The following is a 21,760-nucleotide window of genomic DNA, read 5'->3' as shown; positions in this document are numbered from 1 at the left end:
TCACAAGGGCTGGACGCATACGCCGCCGGAGGAGCCGGCCAGCAGCAGGCTGCGCTCCGGCACGGCCTGCCAGCCGGGCAGGTCGTCGAGCGGCTCGCTCGCCACGAGCAGGCCGTCCTCGGCAGGCCGGTGGAAGAGGGTGTCGCCCCAGACGGTCGCGGCGAGCGAGGCGCCGTCGCAGGCGAGCAGGTTCAGGCGGGCGCCGGGGTCCCTCGCCCCGGCTTTCACGACGACCTCGGCGACGGACTGGCCGAGGTCGAGCCCGGTGCGCAGCCGCTGGAACACGGCGGCGGCGAGCCAGGCGGAGTCGCAGGCGCTCTCGGCGTCGTCGGCGAGGTCCCTGACGGCCTCCCGCGCGACGCGGCCGTTGTGGCTGAGCAGCCACAGCCCGTCGGTGAAGGGCGCGGTGGCGCTCTCCTCGACCGGCATGCCCGTGGTGGCGCAGCGCACGGCCGCCAGCAGGCAGCCGGAGCGGGCGACCTGGGCCAGGGCGGGCAGGTTGGCGTCCGCCCAGATCGGGATCGAACGGCGGTAGCGTACGGGTTCGGCGCGGGCGGGGTCGTACCAGCCCATGCCGAAGCCGTCGGCGTTGACCGTGCCGTGCCGCTGCCGCCGGGGCGCGTAGGACTGCGTGTGCAGGCCGTGCTCCGGCTCGTGGATCAGCGTGGCGGCGGGTCTCGGTGCGCCGAGCCAGGCCGCGTGGCGGCACACTAGCGCCGCTCCGCGGTGCGGGCGCAGCGGAAGCCGGTGAAGATCTGCCGGCGGATCGGGTAGTCCCAGTTCCTGAACGTGGTGCGGACCGCCGCGGGGTCCGCCGCCCACGAGCCGCCGCGCAGCACGCGGTAATCCCGGCCGAAGAAGACCTCGCTGTACTCGCGGTAGGGGAAGGCGCTGAAGCCGGGATAGCCGTCGAACCACGTGCCGGTCCACTCCCACACGTCCCCGACCATCTGCTCGGCCCCGTACGGGCTCGCCCCGCCGGGATAGGCGCCGAGCGGCGCGGGCCGGGCCGCTCGGTGGCCGAGGTTGGCGAGCTCTGGGGTCGGGTCCTGGTCGCCCCAGGGATACTTGCGCGCCCGGCCCGTGGCGGCGTCCCAGCCGCAGGCCTTCTCCCACTCGGCCTCGGTCGGGAGCCGTTTGCCTGCCCAGCGGGCGTAGGCGTCGGCCTCGTACCAGCACACGTGCTGGACCGGCTCGTCCATCGGCACGGGCTCGGTGCGGCCGAACCGGCTGCGCCACCACGTGCCGCCGTCCTTGACCCAGAACAGCGGGGCGAAGACGCCGCTCTCCTGCCGCCACTTCCAGCCCTCGGGCGTCCACCAGCGCGGGTCGTGGTAGCCGCCGTCCTCGATGAACGCGGCGTAGGCGGCGTTGCCGACGGGGCGCCGGTCGATCCAGTAGGCGGGCAGGTCCACCCGGTGGGCGGGACGCTCGTTGTCGTAGGCCCAGGGCAGGGTGTCGGTGCCCATCAGGAACGGGCCGGCGGGGACGTACACCTCGTCGGCGCCGCCGGGGCGGCCCGGCGGCAGGGCGCCGTCGCGTACCATGCCGGGCTGCCGCGACAGCTGCAACGTGGCGAGCATGGTCTCGTCGTGCTGGTGCTCGTGCTGGATCACCAGCCCGAACACGAACCCGTCGCGGCGCAACGGGCTCGGGTCCTCCAGGTCGACGGCGTCCAGGACGTCGAGCACGCGGCCGCGTACGCCGCCGATGTAGTCACGGGCCTCGGCCGGGCGCATGAACGGCAGCGTGGGCCGGTCCTTGCGCGGGGTCTTGAACGCGTCGTAGATGTCGTCGATCTCGGGCCGGAGCGGCGTGATGCCCGCGGCCGCCCGCAACACCCACAGTTCCTCGTAGTTGCCGACGTGCGCGAGGTCCCACACCAGGGGCGACATCAGCGGCGAGTGCTGGCGGACGAGCAGGTCGTCCTCCGCCTCCGTGTAGGCCAGTGACCGGTCGCGCACCGCGATCAGCTCGGCCGCGATGCGTTCCTTGAAGTCGTTCACGTTCGTCCCCCTTCGGTCAGCCAGGCCTCCGGGCCCAGATCTATGAGGTCGGCCGCCGGCGAGCGGCCGGGCGTCACGTACCGGTCGGCGAAGGCGGCCACCTCGCCGACCAGGGCTGGAGCCGCGCCGAGACGCGGCAGCGCCTCGATCGCGGCGCGGAAGCAGACGCCGGCGGCTCTCGCCAGCCGCGGGTCCGCCAGCCCGCACCGTGCGGCCTCCTGCCACAACTCCCGGTACGGTTCCGCGGCGGCCAGCGCCGCGTCCGCGGCCCGGTCGTCGGCGACGAGGGCGCAGGTCACGGCCACGCACACCGCCCAGGTCGCCGGGTGCTGGGCGTCGAGGTAGCGGATCTCCAGCCAGCCGCGGGGGCGTACCGGGGGGAACACCGTCGTGGCGTGGTAGGCCAGATCCGCCGCCGTGGGCTCGCCGGTGGCCAGCCAGTCGCGGAAGGTCGAGCCGTCGCGGACCGGGCGGCAGCGGTCCGCGTCCTCCCGCACCAGCATGAGGCGGGCGTCGAGCAGGTAGTCCGCCCACTCGGCCGCCGGGTCGCCGGACCCGCGGACGGGGGCCGTCCTGGTGGGATCGAGGTTTTCCCACACGGCCTGGCGGCCGGACATCCAGCCGCACGGGCGGCCACCGCTGAGCGGGGAGTTGGCGAAGGCCGCGGTCAGGACGGGGCCCAGCATGTGCGCCCGCTCCCACCGCGTTTCCGGCCGCTCCCCCAGGTCCAGGTTGACCTGGATGGAGGCCGTGGAGCACATCATCAGCGGCCCGTAGGGACCGCCGAAGAACTCCGCCATCGCGTCATATCTGGGCCGGCGCAACTGGCGTCGCGGTGGTCGTACCGGATCGAGGCCCACGCCCGCCAGCACGAGCCCCGCGTCGGCGAGGGCGCGGCGGGCGACGGCCACGTCGGCGGCGAGCCCGCCGATCGCGCCGGGCAGCGTGCCCGCCGGTCCGGAGAGCTCCAGCTGGCCGCCCGGCTCGAACGTCACCCGGCTGCCGCCGGGCAGCGGGGGCAGCGCCCGCGCGACCTCCTCCAGCGGCACGTGCCGGGCGACCGCCGTGCGGTCGAAGACCAGGAACTCCAGCTCGACGCCCACGCGGTCCCCGCCGTCCGCCTGGAAGCACCGGCGGGCGAAGGCGGCGACCTCTGATGCGTTGAGCGGCGTGTCGTCACGTTCCGCCGCGTCGTCGTCACGGTATGCTGTTGCGGAGGCGTCCCTGGAGGGCGCCCCCGGGGGCGGCGCTGCTTCCGCGGCCGCCTTGGGTGGGGTCGGCCCGATCGTCGCGTGGCGCATGAGTCTACAGACCCGCGAGCCACGCGAGCGTTACAGGAGAATTCTCAGGCGTGCCGCCGGTTCCTGAAGGCGGACATCAGTCGTTCCCGCGTGCGGTCCGACAACTTCTCCGGCGGCGGGTCGGCGAGGGCGCGGATGGTCGCGCGGAACTGGTCGACGTAGTGCCCGCAGTCTTCGCAGCAGGTCAGATGGAGCTCGACCCCGGCGCGGGACGGCTGGTCGAGGGCGTCGTCGAGGTAGGCGGTGATGACTTCCACCAGTTCGCCGCACGTGAACCGCTTCACGACGTTGCCCGCCTTACCCTCTGCGATATGAACCGTTTCACCTATTCTGACTGCTTCACCGTCTCGAAGTAGCCCTCCAGCCGTCCGCGGACCGCCGCACGGGCGCGGTGCAGCAGGACCCGCTGGTTGGCGGGAGAGATCTCCAGGATCTCGCAGACCTCCTCGGAGGTACATCCCTCTACATCACGCAGGGTGATCACGATCCGCTGCCGCGGCGGCAACCCGGCCACCGCCTCACCGATGAGGCCGCGCACCTCCGCGGCGAGCGCCTGGCTCTCCGGGGTCGGCCAGATCGCCGGCGACTCCTTCCAGCTTCCCGGCAGGGCGGCGTCCGCGCCGTGGAACCGCGAGGGATCGACGGTCGGTCCGGCGTCCTGATCGAGGGCGCTCCACGGAAGTGTACGGCTCTCCCGCACGCTGCGCTTCTTCGCCGTGTTCACGAGAATGCGGTAGACCCACGTCTTGACCGACGAGCGCCCCTCGAAGCCGTCGATCGCACCGATCACCGCGAGCCAGGTGTCCTGCACCACCTCCTCCGCGGAGTCGTCGGTGGACACATATGTTCTGGCCACCCGCAGCATGCCCCGCGACCAGGTGTCGAGCAATATCGCGAACATCGCCTCGTCACCCGCCCGCAGAGCCGAGACGACGACGTCATCCGGGGGCAGCGTGCTGCCCGCGAAAGACCCCACGATCGCTTTCTCCCCCCGTCGCGCTTGGGGACATCATCACACGGCCGCCGGAGCCGTCGTTGCTCCCCCCATCTTGCGGGCGGCACGGCGGTGTGAAAACCCGGGCGGCTCAGTGCATGGGCGTCCACACGGTACCCCCTGGGCTCCCGCCGGCCACGTGGTCGCCTTCGGCCAGGCAAAGCTCGGCCGCGGCAGCCACCGCCGCCGGGATGACGGCGCAACGGCCCGGCCCGCACCGCGCCCGCCGGTGTCGGCTCCAGCGACGGGACCGGCGTTGTCCCCGCCGGTCGGGAGGCGGTGCTGCGCCGACCTGCGGGATTCCGGCCGCGTCTGGCTGAACCTGGACCATGGCCGGCAGGGGATCGGCAGCGCCTCCTGCGGGCCCGCGCTGCCCGAGCGGCACCGGCTGACGGTCCGCCGCTTCTCATGGTCGATGATGCTGGGGACGACGGAGAGGATGTTGATGGCATGACCGAGTTCGACTTCTGCCCGTGGCGGTTCTGGAGCGATGCGACCGAGGAGGACCGGCAGGCCCAGGCGGACCACGTGGCGGAGTTGCGCGGCCGGATGGAGCTGGAGGCGCCGGAGAAGGTGTTCATCTCGCCGCTGGCGGCCGTGTACGCGGATCGGCTCCGGATCGGAGAGCGCAGCTACATCGCGGCTCACGCGTACGTCACGGACGACGTCGTGATGGGCGACGACTGCACGCTCAACCCGTACTCGGTGGCGCGCGGGCGGGTGGTGCTCGGCAACGCCGTGCGGGTCGGGGCGCACACCTCCCTGCTCGGTTTCAACCACGGCGCCGCGCCCGACCGGCCGGTCTTCCGCCAGGCGATCACGTCGAAGGGCATCCGCATCGGCGACGACGTATGGATCGGGTCGAACGTGGTCGTGCTGGACGGAGTGACGATCGGCGACCACGCCGTCGTCGGGGCGGGCGCGGTGGTCACCAAGGACGTGCCCGCCTGGGCCATGGTCGCCGGCAACCCGGCCCGCCTGATCCGCGACCGCCGCACCCCGCGCCCCACCGCCCCGGCCCCCTCGTCGCAGGACGTGCCGTCGCCGTCGCGATCGGAAGGCGACCTGGCACGGCTGCTCGCCGACTTCGCCGACCGGGCCAGGGAGCAGGCCGATGCGGTGCTGCGCCGCTGCTGGACGGGTGAGCGTTACGTCGACCGCCCCGACGCCGAGCCGACCGTCCGCGCCTGGTGCGACGCCGTCGAGATCGCCGACCTGCTGCTCGGCGGCCCACCCCCGATCCCCGCCCGGGACGAGATCGTCGGGTTCCTGCAGGACCGGCAGGACGCCGCCACCGGCCTGGTCCCGGAGATCGGCGCCGCCGGAACGCCGACGCTCGACGGCATCGCCGCGTACCACGTGCTCTGCGTCGGCTACGCCCTCGACCTGCTCGGCGCCCGCTTCCGCCACCCGGTCCACGCCGTCACCGGCCTCGGCTCCCAGGACCTGATCGCCGCCCTGGACGCCCTCGACTGGAAGCGGAAGGCGTGGACGGCCGGCTCATGGGTGGACGCCGTCGGCACCGGCCTCTACCGCAACCTCGCCGACTTCGGCCTGCGCGGCGAGATCGAGACCCTGTACGGGTGGCTCCTGACGAGGTGCTCGCAGGCCCACGGGATGTGGGGCGAGCCGGACCCCGACGCGGGCCGGCTGCAGGTGGTCAACGGCTTCTACCGGCTCACGCGCGGGACGTTCGCGCAGTTCGGCGTGCCGCTGCCGTACCCTGAGCAGGCCGTCGACACCGTGCTCGCCCAGGCGCGCGACCCTCGCTACTTCGGCCCCGACACCGGGAACGCGTGCAACGTGCTCGACGTCATCCACCCGCTCTGGCTGGCGGGCAAGCAGACGCGCTACCGCCGCGCGGAGGGCGAGGCGTGGGCCAGGGAGCGGCTCGTCCGCGCGGTGGGCGGCTGGCAGGACGGCGCGGGCTTCAGCTTCGCCCTGACAGTGGGGAGCGGCACGACCCGCACGCCGGGACTCCAGGGCACCGAGATGTGGCTGGCCATCATCTGGCTGCTCGCCGACTATCTGGGCGTCTCGGACGCGCTCGCCTACCGCCCCCGCGGCATCCACCGCCCGGAACCGGCCATCCAGCTCCCCGGCCCAGGCCACTGACCGCGCCCGCCGCGGCTAACACCCCTTCCGGTACGGCCGGGCGGGCAGGTGGCGGCGCCACTCCGCCTCCGTCAGCACCCGTCCGGCCCGCGCGCACACCGCCGTCATCAGCGGCCCCACCGCCGTCGGCACCCGGGTCAGCCGCCCGCCCCGGCCGATGGCCAGCACCTCGCCGGTGGGCGAGAACGCGATCGACCGCGCGCTGTCCCACAGCCCGATCTCGGGCCCGACCCGCTCCCCCGCCTGCACGTCCCACAGGGTCAGCGACTTGTCCTGGGACGCGAACGCGAACAGCCGCCCGTCCCCGGAGAACACGCCGCCCCAGGGCGCCGAGCCCACCCGCATCCAGTCGCCGACCTGCCGCCCCGTGGTGGTGTCCCAGATGCCGATCTTGCCGGAGAAGTTCGCCGCCACCAGCTTCAGGTCGGCGCTGAACCAGACGTCGTCGGCCGGCGCGGGAAGCGGCACGCGCGCCCCCAGCGGCCGCCCCGTCTCGAGGTCGACCAGGCGCAGCAGGCTCGCGTCCAGGCCGACGAGCCGTCCCTCGGCGGTGACCGTCCAGCCGATCAACCGCGGCCTGGACACCTGCTTGAGCTTCTTCCCGCCGAGCAGCCGCCAGAGCGTGAACGAGTCGTCGGCGGCGGTCCAGAGCCCGGCCGGGGCGGGCTTGGCCGCGTCCGGCTCGAAGGTGCCCGCCCATTCCGGGCCCATGGTGGCCAGCCGGCGCCCGGTGGCGGGGTCCCAGACACTGACGTCGTCGCCCCGCCTGATCGCCAGCCGGCTGCCGTCCGGACTGAAGGCGAACATGCTGTCGTACGGATCGAACCTGCCCACCTCGAAGTCCCGGCCGTTCACCGTGACCTTGGTGGAGTCGAGTTCGTGGGTGGCCAGGAAGCGGCCGTCCGGGCTCAGGCGTACCTCGTCCATGGGCTGGTCCGCGGTGAGGGGAGCCTGGAGCGTGACGACCGTGTCCTCACTCAGGTAACGCAGCCCGTCCCCGGTGAACGCGACCGCCGAGATCGGGTCGGCCACCTCGCGCTCCAGCAGCAACGGCTCGTCGGCCCCCGGCTGGTAGACGCGGATGGCCGTGTCGAATCCCGCGATGAGCTCGCCGTCCGGGCTGAACACCGGCGTCGTCGTGTCCTCCCACTCCCCGATGGTGCCGATCTCCTTGCCGCTGCGGGCATCGAGCACGAGCAGGCCGTCGTCGCCGTTGATCGCCACCAGCCGCCCGTCGGGGCTGAACGCCGGGGTCCCGGCGCAGTCGGCGCAGGCGCCTGGAAAGCCACGTTGCCTCTTGCCGGAGGGCAGTGCCCAGCGCTGTGTCCCGGTCACCGCATAGTCGCCGCCGGGGTGCACGGCGGTCGCGAACATGGAGGGCAGGGAGGTCTTGGTCCCGGTACGCGGGTCGTAGACGTACGTGCCCTGCCCGAGGTCGATGACGAGCCGGCCGCCGCTGAAGGCGATGCGCAGGTCGAACTCCTCGGCCGCGGGGTGGCGGCGCCCGGTCGGCCGGCCGGTGGCCATGTCCCACAGCCCGACGCCCTGGCTGTCGGCGACGGCGAGCAGCTTGCCGTCCTCGCTGACCGCGGTCTGCCGCAGCCGCCGCCCGGTCAGGCCCAGCCCGCTGAAGCCACCGGTACGCCGTCCCGTCCCGACGTCCCACACCCTGACCTCATCAGGGCTGACGCTGACCAGTGAGCGGCCGTCGGCGCTGAGCGCCCGGACCACGTCCGGTCCCGTGTCCGGATCGTGAAAGGCCGTGCCTGCCGGGTCCACGACCGAGGCGAGCAGGCTCGACCTGGCCTCGGCCGTGGGCGATAGCCGCCCGGCGGCGGCGCTGAGCAGCATGCCGAGCACCGGATCCCGGCCCCGCACCGCGTCGGCGGCCGCGGCCAACCTGGCCGAGTCGGCCGCGTCGCGCTCGCCGGCGAGCGTGGCGCTCTGCTCGGCCAGGGTGGCGCTCTGGCGTACCGCCAGGCCGCCGGCGATCAGGGCCAGCGCCAGCAGCACGGCCAGGCCGGCGGAGACGAATCTGCTCCGGCGCGAGCGTCGCCTGGTGAGCGCGGCGCTCGCCTCCAGGAAGTCCCGCTCCGCCGGGGTGAGCGTGATGTTCCTGCGCTCGGCGGCGGCCCAGCGCAGGGCGGCGTCCAGCGAGCTGCCGTGGAACAGGTCGGCCTCCCTGCGACCGTGCTCCTGCCAGCGCTCGGTGGCCGCGCAGATCTGGCGGTGCACGGCCAGGCCGTCCCTGTTGGCGGCGATCCAGGCCCGCAGGCGCGGCCAGGCCAGCGGGAGCGCGGGACGCAGCAACCGTACCGGGTCACCACCGGACACCACGTACGTGAACGCCTCCAGCACCCGCTCGGCGCCCTCGGGCAGCTCGGACCTGCGCGGCTCGCGCAGCGTCAGCTCCCCCTCGTCGGTCACCGTGACCAGGCGCAGGAAGACCTCCGGGACCAGCTCCTTTCCTTCGGGTGAGAGCGCGGCATAGGCGTCCTCGGCCAGGACGCCGAGCGCCGGATCGTCGGCGGGCGAGCCCACCCGCCGCCCGTCACCGGCGCCCAGCTCCAGCAGCCGGGCGAGGTCCGTGCCCGCACCGGCAGCGACCCCCGCGCCGCCGCGGGAGCCCGCCGGCCGTGCCCGCTCCACGTCCCCGTCCCCGCTGACCAGCGCCAGCAGCAGTTCTCGGGCGGCCGGGCGGAGGGCGGGCTCCTTGGCCAACGCCGCGCGTACCGGGCCGCGCAGCGTGCCCGGCAGCACGCTGAGGTCCGGCTCGTGGCTGAGCACGCGATGCATGACCGCGCCGAGCGCCTCCCCCGTGAACGGGTCCTGGCCGGTGGCCGCGTACAGGACGACGGCGCCCCACGCGAACACGTCGGCCGCCGGCCCGGCCCGCTCGCCCGAGAACACCTCCGGCGCCATGTAGCCGGGCGTGCCGGTGACCAGCCCGGTGGAGGTGAGCGACATCTCCAGCGTCCGGGCCACGCCGAAGTCGATCACGCGCGGCCCGTCCGGACCGAGCAGCACGTTGTCGGGCTTGAGGTCACGGTGCACGACGCCCGCGTCGTGGATGGCGGTCAGCGCCGTGGCGATCGCCGTGGCCAGCCGGTGCAGGTCGTCGCCGCTGAAGACGCGCCCGGCCGTCCGCAGGCTGGGGCCCTCGACGTACTCGCTGACGATGTACGGCCGCGGCCCGTCCAGCTCGACGCCGAGCACCCTCGCCGTGCAGAACGACGCCACCCGCCGCGCCGACACGGCCTCCTTGGCCATGCGCTCACGCAATCCCGGCTGCCCCGTCGGATCGCCGCGCAGCACCTTGATCGCCACTCGGGCGCCGGCCGGGTCGTACGCCTCGTACACGACCCCCTGGCCGCCCGCTCCGAGACGGCTCGACAGCCAGTACTCCCCGAGCCGCCGCGGATCCCCGTCAATCAACGCGCTTCCCATGCTGGGTTCGACTCGGGATCCCGGCAAGTCGTTCACGCGCGTTCCGATGACCGCCCGGAGACGTCAGGCGGCGGACTCGTCCGAGACCGGGACGTCGAAGTGGGCGGCGCTCATGTCGACCAGCATGGCGCGACCCTTGATCTCAGCGGTGGCCTCGGGACCCACGATGCCGTCGTGGCCGGGCAATTGGCCGGCGCCGCCCTCCGGGCCGAGCGGCACCAGGATCATGGCCGGCCGCCGTTCGTACGCGGTCATCTCGCCCTCACCGGTGATGAGGGTGCGGAGATTCTGTGCGAGCAACTCGCCCTGCTGCCGGGCGAAGGCCGCCATGTTCCGGTCCGCGTCGGCCATGTCGCCGATGGCGAAGACCCGGTCATGCCCTCTGACCCGCAGGTGCTCGTCCACACGCAGGTGCCCCTGGGCGTCGCGGGACTCGGCGAGCGAGCCGCGCAGGTAGCCGGTGTGCGGGGTGACGCCGAAGCAGCGGAACCAGATGTCGGCGCTCAGCTCATCGCCCGCCTCCGTGGTGACCGCGACCGGCGCGGCCGTGGCGGGCGGGGTGCCGGGGAGCTCCCGCAGCGGACTGCCCAGCTTGAGCTCGACCCCGAGCTTGTCGAGCTGCGCGCGGAGCTCGTCGCGCAGCGCCTGGTCGAACGGCCCAGCCAGGATGTCGGGGGCGACGTCGGCAAGGGTGACGTGCTTGTCGGGGAAGGTGGACTTGATCTCCCCGGCGAGCTCGATGCCGACCGGACCGGCGCCGATCAGCAGCACGCTCCGGGAGCCGGCCAGCGCCTCGTGCGCCTCCCTGACCTTGGCCTTGGCCGCCTCGGACGCCGCCTCGTCGATCTTGGCCGGGAACGGGTACGACGACCCGGTCGCCAGGACCAGGTAGTCCGGCTCCAGCCGGGTGCCCGACGCGAGCGTGACCTGGAGCCCGTCCACGGCCACGGCACGGTCGCGCAGGAAGCGCCCCCGCGCCAGCAGCCGCTCGTACGGCAGGAAGATCCGGTCCAGCCACTCCGGCTCCACCAGGGCCCGCAGCGCCGCCAGGTTGTGCAGGAAGGAGTCGGACGGGTCGACGAGCGTCACGTCGGCGACGTCGTCGAGCAGCTTGGCCACGGTGTGGCCGCCGTACCCGCCGCCCAGGACCACGACGCTCGGCCGGCCACCAGCATTCTCGATCATCAGCTCTCCTAGCTAGCTTTCGAAGTGTCACTAGGCTATTCATACTCGCTTCGGAAATCAAAGCGGCATGGAATCTGCTAGTCTTGGAGACGCCATGGCGACGATCTCTCCCCACGACGCGGACTCCTGTGATCGCAGTGACGCCGCGCTGACACGGGCCTTCTCCGTCCTCGGAAAACGCTGGAGCGGTGTCGTGCTCGGCAGCCTCCGCCAAGGACCGGCCGGCTTCCGCGAGCTCTCGCGCGCCATCGGCCGCATCAGCGACTCGGTGCTGTCCGACCGGCTGTCCGAGCTGACCAAGAGCGGGCTCGTCGCCCGCACCGTCGACGAGGGTCCGCCCGTCACGGTGTCCTACGAGCTGACGGCGAGCGGCCGCGCGCTCATGCCCGCGCTGGACGAGCTCTCGAAGTGGGCACAGGACCACCTCTCGCCGGAGTGATGCGTTTCGGCCCCGGAAGGGATCTTCATCGGCTACGCTCCACCGCGGGCACTGCCGACTGCGGAGGAGCTCCCCCATGCGACGCGTCACCCGCGGCTTAGCCGCCCTGGTCCTGGCCCTCTCGACCGCCGCATGCTCCGGCGCCGCGGACAACACGCCGCCGCCGAAGCCCAGGCTCGAGAAGGACACCATCAAGGTGGGCGTCATGCCGACCACCGACGTGGCGCCGCTGTATCTCGCCCTGCTGAAGGGTTATTTCGAGCAGGAGGGGCTGACCGTCGAGCCGGTGACCGTGACCGGCAGCGGAGCGGCGGTTCCGCAGGTGATAAGCGGATTCCTGGATCTCGCGCAGACCGACTACGTCACCTCGTTCCTGGCCGGCTCCCACGACGTGCCCGTCAAGGTCGTCGGGGCCTTGGCCCAGGCGGGGCCGAACACCTTCGGCCTCGTGGCCAGGAAGGGCGCGAAGATCGAATCGGTGGAGGATCTCAAGGGCAAGAAGATCGCGGTCAACAACCTCAACGGGATCGCCACGCTCACCGTCACCGCCATGCTGCGGGACGCCGGCCTGAAGGCCGGCGACGTCAAATTCGTCGAGATGCCCTTCCCCGAGATGCCGGCCAGGGTCGCGGCGCGGAAGGCGGATGCGGCGTGGGTGGCCCAGCCCTTCCTCACCCAAGGCGAGCGGAGCGGCCAGTTGCGCCGGGTCACGGACCCCTTCGCGGACCGGATCGCCGACATGCCGGTGAGCGGCTGGATGGCGAGCGCTCCCTGGGCGAAGGAGAACCCGAACACGCTGGCCGCCTTCCAGCGTGCCATCGCCAAGGCTCAGCAGCTCGCCACGGGCAACCCCAAGGAGGTGGAGGCGGTGTTGCCGATGTACATAAAGATCGACCGGGAGACCGCCGCGAAGACGTCCCTGGGCGCCTATCCCACCGCCATAGACCCGCAGCGGTTGCAGCGCCTCGTCGACCTCATGCGGCAGAACGGGCACCTCAAGCGCCCCCTGGACGTGAAGACCGTCCTCGCCCCGTGACCGGGCGGCCGGTCAGACCTGGACGCTGAAGATGACGGCGGCACGCAGGGCGAGCACACCGGCCAGCACCAGCAGGGGCACCACCAGTGAGTGGCGCAGCGCCGCCGCGCCGTTCGCCGACACCCCCTCGGTGAACAGGCCGTACAGGCCCGGGACCAGGCCCGCGAGCACCACCAGCCACAACACCAGCCAGGGCGGGCCGAACACGATGCCTTGGGTGCCGGCCGCGAACAACGTCACCGCGAACACCACGATCAGCGCCAGCTCCAGCAGCGCGTACAGCCGCTCGGAGACCGACAACATCCCGGCGCTCAGCCGTGCCTCCGGCCGGAAGCGGGTCAGCAGCACCATCAGCGCGGCCGAACCGGCCAGGCCTGAGGCGAGGAAGAGCCCGCCGAGGGCCCAGGTGTCGCTCCACACCGGCTGGTTCGACACCGACAGCAGCACGCCCGTGTAGCCCGCGATGAACAGGCCGAACAGGGATCCGAGGACGTTGAAGGCGCGGTTGTCGAGCCACGTCACGAGCGGGAGCCGGAGCTTGCCGTCCCGGACCAGCGACGCGGCGAAGGAGACCGTGGTGATCGCGCCGAACACCACCAGCGCCCAGGAGCCGATCGACATCGGCGACCAGTACTTGAAGGTGAGCCCCGGGTGGCCGGGGGTGGTGTTCACCAGCATGTGCCAGAAGCGCCACGGCTGACCGAGGTCGAGGGCGAGCAGGAGCGGCGCGATGAGCATGGGCGGGAACGCGATGTAGTAGCCGATCCTGGCCATCGGCTCGTCGCCGGGGGCGTTGCGCAGCCTGAGCAGGGTGGCGAGGACGTACGAGCCGCCGGACAGGCCCGCGAGGAAGAAGTAGGCCAGGATGTACCAGAGCCAATCCGGAGGGCCGGCGAAGTGCTGGACGTCATCCATTCTCGGCCTCCACCTTCTCCTTGCGGCGGCGCAGCGCGATCAGGCCGCCGAGCACGCCCAGGACCGCGGTGACCGCGGCGGTCAGGTAGCCGCCGACGTTGTTGCGGCTGGGCAGGACCGCGTTGCGCTCGTCCGGCAGTCCGTACTTCTCCGGTCTGTCCATGAGCAGGAAGAACGCGTTCAGGCCGCCGTACACCTTCTCGTCATGGCCGTACAGGCGGGCCGCGGTGACGCCTTGGGCGTGCAGGGTCTCCAGGCGCTTGGCGGCGGTCTGGCGCAGCTCCGAGACCGGGCCGAATCTGATCGACTCGGTGGGGCAGGCCTTGGCGCAGGCCGGGGTCATGTCGTTCTGCAGGCGGTCGTAGCAAAGTGTGCACTTCTGCGCGATGCCGCTCGTGTGGCTGGTGCCGATCACGTCGTACGGGCAGGCCGCGATGCAGTTGCGGCAGCCGTTGCAGACGTCGGGCTGGATGAAGACGCTGTCGAACTCGGTGCGGATGATCGCGTTCGTCGGGCAGACCTCCATGCAGCTGGCCTGCTTGCAGTGCTTGCAGACGTCCGACATCATCAGCCACGCCTTGCCGTTGCCCGAGGTGAGGCTCTCGTCGGGCACGTTGTCGTGGAACTGCACGTGCCGCCAGTTCTCGGCGTCCAGCCTGCCGGTGTTGTCGAAGCCGTCCAGGAACGACGGTTCGTTGCCCTCCAGCTGGTTCCACTGCTTGCAGGCCACTTCGCAGGCCTTGCAGCCGATGCACACGCTGGTGTCGGTGAAGAACCCGTACGCCTGGCCCGGTGTGATGTGCGGCATCTTCAGAACCCCATCAGGTTGGGCGTGATCTTGGTGTAGCCGTGGTCGGCCATGTGCAGGTCGATGGGTATCGCGGCCAGCTCGTCCACGTGCGGCACGGCGCGGGGGTCGCGGCCCAGGTCGACGTCGATGAGGTAGCCGCGGCAGGTCTCGCACGATTCGGCCCTGAGGTGCGGGAACAACGCGTCGTCTGCGGCGCTCCCCCGGCCGACCCGCGGTTGCCCGCGCGGCGACTCTTCGGCGGCCTCGGCGTGGACGGTGCGTTTGCCGGTCTCGCCGCACTGGGGGCAGGTGGTGGCGGAGAAGCTCCACTCGTGGGCGCATCGCGCGCAGTGCAACATGCGGCGCCCGCTGACGAGCGGGTCGTCGCCGGCGGTGCGGTAGCTGAGCTGCGGCGCTCCGCCACAGGCGGGGCAGCGCCCAGGCTCCCGCCGCGGGTCACTTCGAACGGGCCCGGCGCCCGCCGCCTCGTGGTCGGGCGGCGTGGCGAGCGGGACGACACGCATCGTGGCGCGCGCGAGGTAGCGCTCCACGGGCGGGAGCTCCTCGCCCGCGAGCCAGGCGTCCAGCAGGCCACCGGCCGAGCGCCTTGCCGTCCCGAGCGGGCCGCCACCTGACCCTGCGGCCGTCCCGAGCGGCCCCTTGGCGGCGGCGGGCGGACCGGCCCGCGCATCCGGGGCCAGGAGGCCGTTGCCGACGGCGATGCGGACCGCGGCCGCGAGGAGCGGGGGGCCGTGCGCGGCGGTCGCCTCGATGACGCGGGGCAGCACGTGGACGTGCGCCCACTCCACCGCCCCATCGGACGGGACGCGGTCGCCCACCGACTCCCACGCCTCCACCAGCGCCAGGTAGAGCCCGAACACCTCGGCCGCGTGCGGATACCGTTCGCGTAGTTCCGCGGCTCGTGCCCGATCCCTGGCGAACATCAGATCTTCTCGATGTTCACCAGGAACGCCTTGTACTCCGGCGTCCGCGCGCTCGCGTCCCCCACGAACGGGGTGAGGGCGTTGGCCAGCCAGTGCTGTCCGGTGTTGATGCCCACGAACCCCCAGTGGATGGGGATCCCGATCTGGTACACCGTCCGCCCGTCCACGTCGAGCGGCCCGAGCCGGTTGGTCACCACGGCGCGCACCTCGAGCTTGCCGCGCCGGGACGACACGCGTACCCGGTCGCCGGTCTCGATGCCCTTCTCGCGCGCCAGCGCGGCCGGCACCTCGACGAACGCCTCCGGTTGCAGCTGGACGAGGTGCTCGACGTTCTGGGTGACGTAGTGCTCGTGCTCGGTCAGCCGGTACGACGTCGCCACGTACGGGTAGTCGGCCACCGTGCCGAACCGGTTGGGCCGCCCGGCCCGCTCGTCGTACCTGAAGGCGGCCGGCGTCGCCGACACCTCCGGATGCAGCGGGTTGGCGATGGGCGACTCGATGGGCTCGTAGTGCTCGGGGAACGGCCCGTCCGCCACCGCGTTGCTGAACAGGCGGCCCACGCCCTCGCCGGTCATGATGAACGGCAGCGGCGCGTCAGGACCCGGGCCTGTCGTGGGCGGGTAGTCGGGCACGTCGCCCACCCACGTGCCGTTCTCCCAGGCGATGCCGGGACGCGACGGGTCCCACGGCCGGCCGTTCTCGTCGGCGGAGGCGCGGTTGTAGAGGACGCGGCGGTTGGCGGGCCAGCTCCACGCCCAGTTCGGGTAGAAGCCCATGCCGCTGGGGTCGTTCCTGGCCGGGTCCTGCACGCCGTCGCGGCGCTTGGCCAGGTTGCCCTCCTCGGGGTAGTGGCCGGTGTAGATCCAGTCGCCCGCGCTGGTGGTGCCGTCGTCGTTGAGGTCGACGAAGGTTGCCAGCCGCTTGCCGGTCCGCAGGTCGCGGCCGTTGATCTCCTGCGCGATCTCGTCCAGCTCGGGTTTGCGCGGGTTGGCGTACGGCAGCGCCATCTTCAGCACCGGGTCGGGGAACTTCCCGCCCTGGGCCTCGTACAGGTCCCTGACCCGCAGGAACAGCTCGGAGAGTATCCAGTGGTCGTGCCTGGCCTCGCCCTCCGGCGGCAGCACCTGGTCCTTCCACTGCACCCAGCGGCCGCTGTTGGTGAACGAGCCGTCCTTCTCGATCCAGTGGGTGGCCGGCAGCATGAACACCTCGGTCTGGATCTTCGCCGGGTCCATGCCGGGCGCCTGCCAGAACTCGGAGCTGGTGGTGGCGAACGGGTCCATCACGCACAGCCACTTGAGGTTCGACAGCGCCTGGAGCACCTGGTTGGAGTCGGGGCCGATGCTGGTCGCGGTCATCCCGGACAACATGATGCCCTGCATCTTGCCGCGCAGCGCCTGGTCGAAGATCGAGATCCAGGAGGCGTTGGCGGCCGGTTTGGGCAGGTAGTGGAAGGCGAACTCGTTGTCCTTCGTCGCGGCGTCGCCGTACCAGGCCTTGAGGAGGCTGACCAGGTAGCGGCGGTAGTTCTCGCCGAAGAAATTCACCGCTCTGGGATGTTGTTTGATGCTGGCGCTCTCGTCGAGGTAGGCCTTGATGTCCTTCTGGCGCGGTGCCGGGATGCGGAGGTAGCCGGGCAGGATGTCCCAGGAGATGGCGTGGTCGGTGTTGCCCTGGATGTTGGCGTGGCCGCGTTCGGCGTTCATGCCGCCGCCGGGGCGGCCCATGTTGCCGAGCAGCAGTTGCAGGATCGCGCCCGAGCGGATGAGCTGCACGCCGGTGGTGTGGTGGGTGAGGCCGACGGCGTACACGATGGTCATGACCTTGTCCGGGCGGCCCATCTCGCCGACCTGCCTGGCCACCTGGAGGAACTGCTCGCGCGGGATGCCGGTGATGCGGGCGACGGTGTCGGGGTCGTAGCGCTGGTAGTGGGCGCGTAGCAGGTTGAGCACGGAGCGCGGGTGGTCGAGGTCGATCCTGGCGTGGCCCTCGTCATCGGTCTCGTACGCCCACAGCTTCGTGTTGTAGACGCCCTGCTCCCGGTCATAGCCGTTGAACATGCCGTCCTGGAAGGCGTACCCGTCCTTGACCACGAAGCCGGCGTTGGTGGCCCACCTGACGTAGTCGTCGTGATGGAGCCGATTCGTCAGGACGTAGTTGATGAGGCCGCCGAAGTAGGCCACATCGGTGCCGGTCCGAATCCTGACGTAGGTGTCCGCCACGGCCGAGGTCCTCGTGAACCGCGGATCCGCGTGGATGATCTTCGCGCCCCGGTCCAGCTTGGCCCGCATGAGCCAGCGGAAGCCCACCGGGTGGGCCTCGGCCGGGTTGGCGCCGTTGACGAGGATCAGATCGGCGTGCCTGATGTCACGCCAATGATTGGTCATGGCCCCTCGGCCGAACGTGGCAGCCAAACTGACCACCGTGGGACCGTGTCAAACACGGGCCTGTTGTTCGAGGTGAACCAGGCCCAACCCCCTCATCAGCTTCGTCGCGAGATAACCCTCTTCAGAGCTGAACGCCGCCCCGCCGGCGAAGGCGACGCCCTCGCAGCGGTTGACGACGTTGCCGTCGGCGTCCTGGGCGACGAACGTGGCGTCACGCGAAGCCTTGATGTTCCTGGCGAGCCGGTCGAGCGCGAACTCCCAGGACACCTGCTTCCATTCCGCCGCTCCCGGCGCGCGGTAGAGCGGGTGCGGCACCCGCCTGCGCGAGACGGCCAGTTGCAGTGACGTCGCGCCCTTCGGGCAGAGCGTGCCCTCGTTGACCGGGCTGTCCGGGTCGCCCTCGATGTGCAGCAGCTCCGTCTTGCCGTTCGCGGCCTTCTTGGTGTGAGCGATGAGCGAGCACCCGACCGCGCAGTACGGGCAGAGCGAGTGCGACAGCGTGGCGCCTTCGATGCGCAGCCGCTGCTTGATCCTGACGGACTCGGTCAGGTCGAACCCCAGGGCGGAGCCGCCCAGCACTCCTGCCGAACCGATGCTCAGGAACTGCCGCCGGCTGACGTCCATGACTGGACTCCCTCAGTGCCGTTCACTTTCTTCACCGTATGATCTGACCGGTTGTGCGTCTAGCCCTGGGCGAGTTGGAGGTCGTGGCGGCCCCCTGGATCGTCGGGGTTACGCAACAGGTCGAGCAGTCGCGGATCGGCCGGCACGAGCACGCCGTGGTCGCCGCGTTCGGCCGCGAGGCGCAGCGTCTCCCGCCAGGCGGCCCGCCCGGGCGGGACGGCGGCGGACACCCACCGTCCCACCCCGGCCACATCGGTCGTGCCGGTGATGAGGGTGAGCCGTCCGCGGCTCAATCGCTCCACCGTCGCCAGCACCGGCGGTTGGGACGGTTCCGGTACGGCCACGACGAGGAGCGATCGGTAGGTCAGCGCGGCGAGCGCGGCGGTCAGCGTGAGCGGATCGAGCGACGGCGCCGCACCGTGCTCCACCCACAGGGCGTCGGCCCCGGCCGCCTCGAACGCCACCGCGTCGGAGAGCCACTCCCCCGGATCGTCCGACGGCCTCGGCAACACGACGCCGACCTTCACCCGCTCAGTCATCGTGCCGCTCCCTGTCCACGACGACCCTCAGCCGGTCGTCGATCCTGCGGGTGAGGTGAAGTCTGTCGAGGTGCTCCAGCAGCGGGATCACGACCCGCCGGTTGGTGCCGAGCGCGGCCCGCGCGTCCCCCGCCGTGAACGGCTGCGGCAGCTTCGCCAGAAGCCGTGCCGCCTCGGTGTCGGCGCCGGGCAGGAGCACCACCCCGTCGGCGATGCGCAGCACCAGTCCGGCCCGCGCGGCCAGCGCGACCGCCCGCCTGCTGAGGCCGAGCGCGGGCAGCCGCGCCGCCTCCGGCGCCAGGTACGGCGTCCCGGCCAGCTCGGCACGCAGCCGCTCTACGGCGCTGACGACCTCCGACGGCACGCCGTCGCCGTCGATCCTGCCGTCGGACACGTGCAGCGGCGGGCAGCTCTTGACCAGCTCCTCGACCAGGTCGCGCGCCGGCAGGCCGAGCACGGCTCGCGCGGCGTCCACCGGGATGCCCGGTTGCTCGGCCACCACCGCCCTGAGCCGCTCCGTCAGGCCTGCCCACCACTCGGGATCGACCGCCCAGTCACCAGCCCCCGGCACGTCGAGCCCGCCCGGATCGCACCCCATCGCGGCCAGCTCGGACCGCCGCGCCACCCCACGCCAGCCCAGCACGGTGGCCGCATCGGGCACCCGACCCGCCGGGACAGGCTCCTCGGCCGGGACGGCGAAGGGCGCCAGCTCCGCAGCCCGTTTCGTCGCCGCGCCGCGGCGGCGCAGCGCCGGTGGCCGCACGTCCAGCACCAGCACGCTCGTGATCGGTCGCCCTGAACAGCGCAGCAGCGCCCGGTCACCGACACGCAGCGGGAGCGCCTGGGCCAGCGTCAACCGCGCCGCCCTCGTGCGACCGGGGAAAGGGCGGACGCGTACCGGCACCGAGGCCGACCCGATGTGCAGGACGGCCTCGCGCGGCGGTGGCCCGCCGTCCACCCGTACGTCCACCACGCCGGTCTCGATCCAGGCGTCGGGCGTGAGCAGCGTCTTGCCGCGGACCACGCGGTCGCGGTCGACGCCGCGCAGGTTGACCGCGACGCGGGCGGCAGCGGTGACCTCGGCGACCGGCTCTCCGGTGACCTGCAACGCCTTCACCCGTACCCGCTCGCCGTCCAGGACGAGCGTGTCACCTGTCCGCAGGGCGCCGGCGGCGAGCGTGCCGGTGACCACTGTGCCCGCGCCCGTGATCGTGAAGGCCCGGTCGATCCACAGCCGCACCGGAGCGCGGGGGTCGGGCGGCGGGAGCGAGGAGACCAGCAGGCCGAGCCCGCGGCGGAGGTCGTCGAGCCCTTCCCCCGTGGCGCCGCTCACCGTGACCACGGGCCAGGAGGTGATCCGCTCGCGAGCCTCCTCCACCGCCAGCGCGGGATCCATGAGATCGCACCGGGTGACCACCAGCAGGCCCCGCTGCACGCCGAGCGCCTCGATCGCCTCCCAGTGCTCCTGGGACTGGGCCTGCCAGCCCTGGTCGGCGGCCAGGACGAACATCACGGCCGGCACCGGGCCCAGCCCGGCCAGCATGTTGGTGACGAACCGCTCGTGCCCCGGCACGTCCACGAAGGCCAGGCGGCGGCCCGACGGCAGCGTGGTCCAGGCGAAGCCGAGGTCGATGGTCATGCCGCGGCGGCGCTCCTCGGCCCACCGGTCGGGTTCGATGCCGGTGAGCGCGCGGACCAGCGTGGACTTGCCGTGGTCGACGTGCCCGGCCGTGGCGATCACGTACATGCTCGCACCGCCTCCGCCAGCTCGTCGTCCAGGTCGGGCGATACGGAGCGCAGGTCGAGGAGGAGCCGTCCGCCTGCCACCCGGCCGACCACGGCGGGGTCGCCCAAGCGGAGCGGGAGCGCCAGCCGTACGGGCAGGGCGAGCGCCACACTCGGCAACTCGCAGCCTGGCGCTCCCCCACCGCCCACGACGGCCACGCTCTCGACCACCTCACACTCCACCGGGGCGTTGCCATCCGGCCCGCCGGCACCGATGAGGGCGGCCAGGCGGTGGGCGCGGCGGCGTAACCGGTCGATGTCGGTGTGGAGCGCGAGCCGTACCGGTGGTTCCGAGCGGAGCGTCGCCTCCAGGGCGGCCAGGGTCAGCTTGTCCACGCGTAAGGCGCGAGCGAGGGGATGGCGGCGCAGGCGCTGCACCAGGTCGGCGCGGCCCAGGATCAGCCCGGCCTGCGGCCCGCCGAGGAGCTTGTCGCCGCTTGCCGTCACCAAGGCGGCGCCGTCGCGCAGCGCCGTGCTCACGTCCGGCTCGTCCGGCACCAGCGGATCCGGCGCGAGCAGACCCGAGCCGACGTCGACCACCACAGGCACCGGCAGCGCACTCAGCTCGGCGACCGAGGCCGCGGCGGTGAAACCCTCGACGCGGAAGTTGGACGGATGGACCTTGAGCACGAACCCGGTCTCGTCGCCGATGGCGTCGGCGTAGTCGCGGGCGTTGGTGCGGTTGGTGGTGCCCACCTCGCGCAGCCTCGCGCCGGTGGATTCCAGCAGGTCGGGGAGGCGGAAGCCGTCCCCGATCTCCACCATCTCGCCGCGGCTGATGACGACCTCCCGCCCGGCCGCCAGCGCGGTCGCCGCCAGCACCAGCGCCGCCGCGTTGTTGTTGACGACGTGGACGTCCTCCGCGTCCGGAACCGCCGCCGCCAGCGCGGCCATCGCCGCCCGCCCGCGCCGCGCGCGCTCCCCCGTCACCAGGTCGAACTCCACGTCCGTACATCCGGCGGCCGCGCTCATCGCCTCGACGGCGGCCTGCGAGAGCGGCGCGCGGCCCAGGTTGGTGTGGACGAGGACGCCCGTGGCATTGATCACCCGGCGAGGGCCGGCGGCCAGGGCGGACACGGTGGCCGCCACGACGTCCTCGGGCGCGATCAGCCCCTCCCTGGCCCGCTGCTGCGCGGCGACGACCGCGGCCTTGGCCACGGCCCGGCCCGCGCCTCTGACCGCCTCGGCCACCCGGGGGTCGGCCAGGACGGTGTCGGTACGCGGAATCCGGCGACGGGGATCATCCTTCATCT

At 72.4% G+C, this 21,760-nt stretch carries 18 protein-coding genes; 3 read left to right on the top strand and 15 right to left on the bottom strand.

Annotation, left to right across the window (positions count from 1 at the left end; all coding sequences use genetic code 11):
• Genes egtC through EDD27_RS04290 form a run of 5 tightly spaced genes read right to left on the bottom strand, consistent with a single transcriptional unit; the run spans position 1 to position 4,283 of the window.
• The gene (gene egtC, locus EDD27_RS04310; protein ID WP_127931183.1) at positions 1 to 711 is read right to left on the bottom strand and encodes an ergothioneine biosynthesis protein EgtC; all 711 of its coding nucleotides are present in this window, start codon (positions 709 to 711) and stop codon (positions 1 to 3) included.
• Positions 711 to 2,006: an ergothioneine biosynthesis protein EgtB gene (gene egtB / locus EDD27_RS04305; RefSeq protein WP_127931182.1), complete on the bottom strand. Its 1,296-nt coding sequence runs from the start codon at positions 2,004 to 2,006 to the stop codon at positions 711 to 713. The genes egtC and egtB overlap by 1 nt, the downstream gene beginning before the upstream one ends.
• Complete coding sequence (gene egtA, locus EDD27_RS04300; protein WP_127931181.1) at positions 2,003 to 3,307, bottom strand: ergothioneine biosynthesis glutamate--cysteine ligase EgtA; 1,305 nt, start codon at positions 3,305 to 3,307, stop codon at positions 2,003 to 2,005. The genes egtB and egtA overlap by 4 nt, the downstream gene beginning before the upstream one ends.
• 44 nt (positions 3,308 to 3,351) lie before the next feature.
• Positions 3,352 to 3,591, bottom strand: coding sequence for an anti-sigma factor family protein (locus tag EDD27_RS53925; RefSeq protein ID WP_164903474.1), 240 nt, complete (start codon positions 3,589 to 3,591; stop codon positions 3,352 to 3,354).
• Between the two features lie 41 nt (positions 3,592 to 3,632).
• The gene (locus EDD27_RS04290) at positions 3,633 to 4,283 is read right to left on the bottom strand and encodes an RNA polymerase sigma factor (RefSeq protein ID WP_127931179.1); all 651 of its coding nucleotides are present in this window, start codon (positions 4,281 to 4,283) and stop codon (positions 3,633 to 3,635) included.
• Positions 4,284 to 4,751: 468 nt separating this feature from the next.
• Here EDD27_RS04290 and EDD27_RS57625 point away from each other — a divergent pair, with 468 nt between their 5' ends.
• On the top strand, positions 4,752 to 6,416 hold the full coding sequence (locus EDD27_RS57625; protein ID WP_127931177.1) for an acyltransferase: 1,665 nt from the start codon (positions 4,752 to 4,754) through the stop codon (positions 6,414 to 6,416).
• Between the two features lie 15 nt (positions 6,417 to 6,431).
• On the opposite strand, the gene EDD27_RS04275 is transcribed toward EDD27_RS57625, so the two are convergent.
• Complete coding sequence (locus EDD27_RS04275; RefSeq protein WP_164903472.1) at positions 6,432 to 9,851, bottom strand: serine/threonine-protein kinase; 3,420 nt, start codon at positions 9,849 to 9,851, stop codon at positions 6,432 to 6,434.
• Between the two features lie 75 nt (positions 9,852 to 9,926).
• Positions 9,927 to 11,048, bottom strand: coding sequence for an NAD(P)/FAD-dependent oxidoreductase (locus EDD27_RS04270; RefSeq protein ID WP_127931175.1), 1,122 nt, complete (start codon positions 11,046 to 11,048; stop codon positions 9,927 to 9,929).
• Positions 11,049 to 11,142: 94 nt separating this feature from the next.
• Between EDD27_RS04270 and EDD27_RS04265 the strand changes: the two genes are divergently transcribed.
• The gene (locus EDD27_RS04265) at positions 11,143 to 11,487 is read left to right on the top strand and encodes a winged helix-turn-helix transcriptional regulator (protein WP_127931174.1); all 345 of its coding nucleotides are present in this window, start codon (positions 11,143 to 11,145) and stop codon (positions 11,485 to 11,487) included.
• A gap of 76 nt (positions 11,488 to 11,563) precedes the next feature.
• Entirely contained in the window at positions 11,564 to 12,523 is a 960-nt protein-coding gene (locus EDD27_RS04260; protein ID WP_127931173.1) for an ABC transporter substrate-binding protein, read from the top strand.
• A 12-nt stretch (positions 12,524 to 12,535) separates the two neighbouring features.
• On the opposite strand, the gene nrfD is transcribed toward EDD27_RS04260, so the two are convergent.
• Genes nrfD through selA form a run of 8 tightly spaced genes read right to left on the bottom strand, consistent with a single transcriptional unit; the run spans position 12,536 to position 21,758 of the window.
• Positions 12,536 to 13,438 (bottom strand): NrfD/PsrC family molybdoenzyme membrane anchor subunit, encoded by a 903-nt coding sequence (nrfD, locus tag EDD27_RS04255; RefSeq protein ID WP_127931172.1) that lies wholly within the window; start codon positions 13,436 to 13,438, stop codon positions 12,536 to 12,538.
• A complete protein-coding gene (locus tag EDD27_RS04250; RefSeq protein WP_127931171.1) occupies positions 13,431 to 14,246 on the bottom strand; it encodes a 4Fe-4S dicluster domain-containing protein in 816 nt (271 codons plus the stop codon). Before EDD27_RS04250 ends, nrfD begins: the two co-directional genes overlap by 8 nt.
• A gap of 2 nt (positions 14,247 to 14,248) precedes the next feature.
• Positions 14,249 to 15,172 carry a formate dehydrogenase accessory protein FdhE domain-containing protein gene (locus tag EDD27_RS04245; RefSeq protein ID WP_127931170.1) on the bottom strand — a complete coding sequence of 308 codons (924 nt, stop codon included), beginning with the start codon at positions 15,170 to 15,172 and terminating at the stop codon, positions 14,249 to 14,251.
• Complete coding sequence (gene fdnG, locus EDD27_RS04240) at positions 15,172 to 17,595, bottom strand: formate dehydrogenase-N subunit alpha (protein WP_206641235.1); 2,424 nt, start codon at positions 17,593 to 17,595, stop codon at positions 15,172 to 15,174. Before fdnG ends, EDD27_RS04245 begins: the two co-directional genes overlap by 1 nt.
• A gap of 12 nt (positions 17,596 to 17,607) precedes the next feature.
• Complete coding sequence (locus EDD27_RS55300; protein ID WP_206641234.1) at positions 17,608 to 18,183, bottom strand: dehydrogenase; 576 nt, start codon at positions 18,181 to 18,183, stop codon at positions 17,608 to 17,610.
• A 59-nt stretch (positions 18,184 to 18,242) separates the two neighbouring features.
• Entirely contained in the window at positions 18,243 to 18,722 is a 480-nt protein-coding gene (locus EDD27_RS04235; RefSeq protein WP_127931168.1) for an LLM class flavin-dependent oxidoreductase, read from the bottom strand.
• Positions 18,715 to 20,469 carry a selenocysteine-specific translation elongation factor gene (selB, locus tag EDD27_RS04230; RefSeq protein WP_127931167.1) on the bottom strand — a complete coding sequence of 585 codons (1,755 nt, stop codon included), beginning with the start codon at positions 20,467 to 20,469 and terminating at the stop codon, positions 18,715 to 18,717. Before selB ends, EDD27_RS04235 begins: the two co-directional genes overlap by 8 nt.
• Positions 20,460 to 21,758 (bottom strand): L-seryl-tRNA(Sec) selenium transferase, encoded by a 1,299-nt coding sequence (gene selA, locus EDD27_RS04225; protein ID WP_127931166.1) that lies wholly within the window; start codon positions 21,756 to 21,758, stop codon positions 20,460 to 20,462. The genes selB and selA overlap by 10 nt, the downstream gene beginning before the upstream one ends.
• Between the last annotated feature and the right edge of the window lie 2 nt (positions 21,759 to 21,760).

This window comes from Nonomuraea polychroma (assembly GCF_004011505.1).
Classification (GTDB): domain Bacteria; phylum Actinomycetota; class Actinomycetes; order Streptosporangiales; family Streptosporangiaceae; genus Nonomuraea; species Nonomuraea polychroma.
This window is presented reverse-complemented; position numbering and strand designations above follow the sequence as displayed.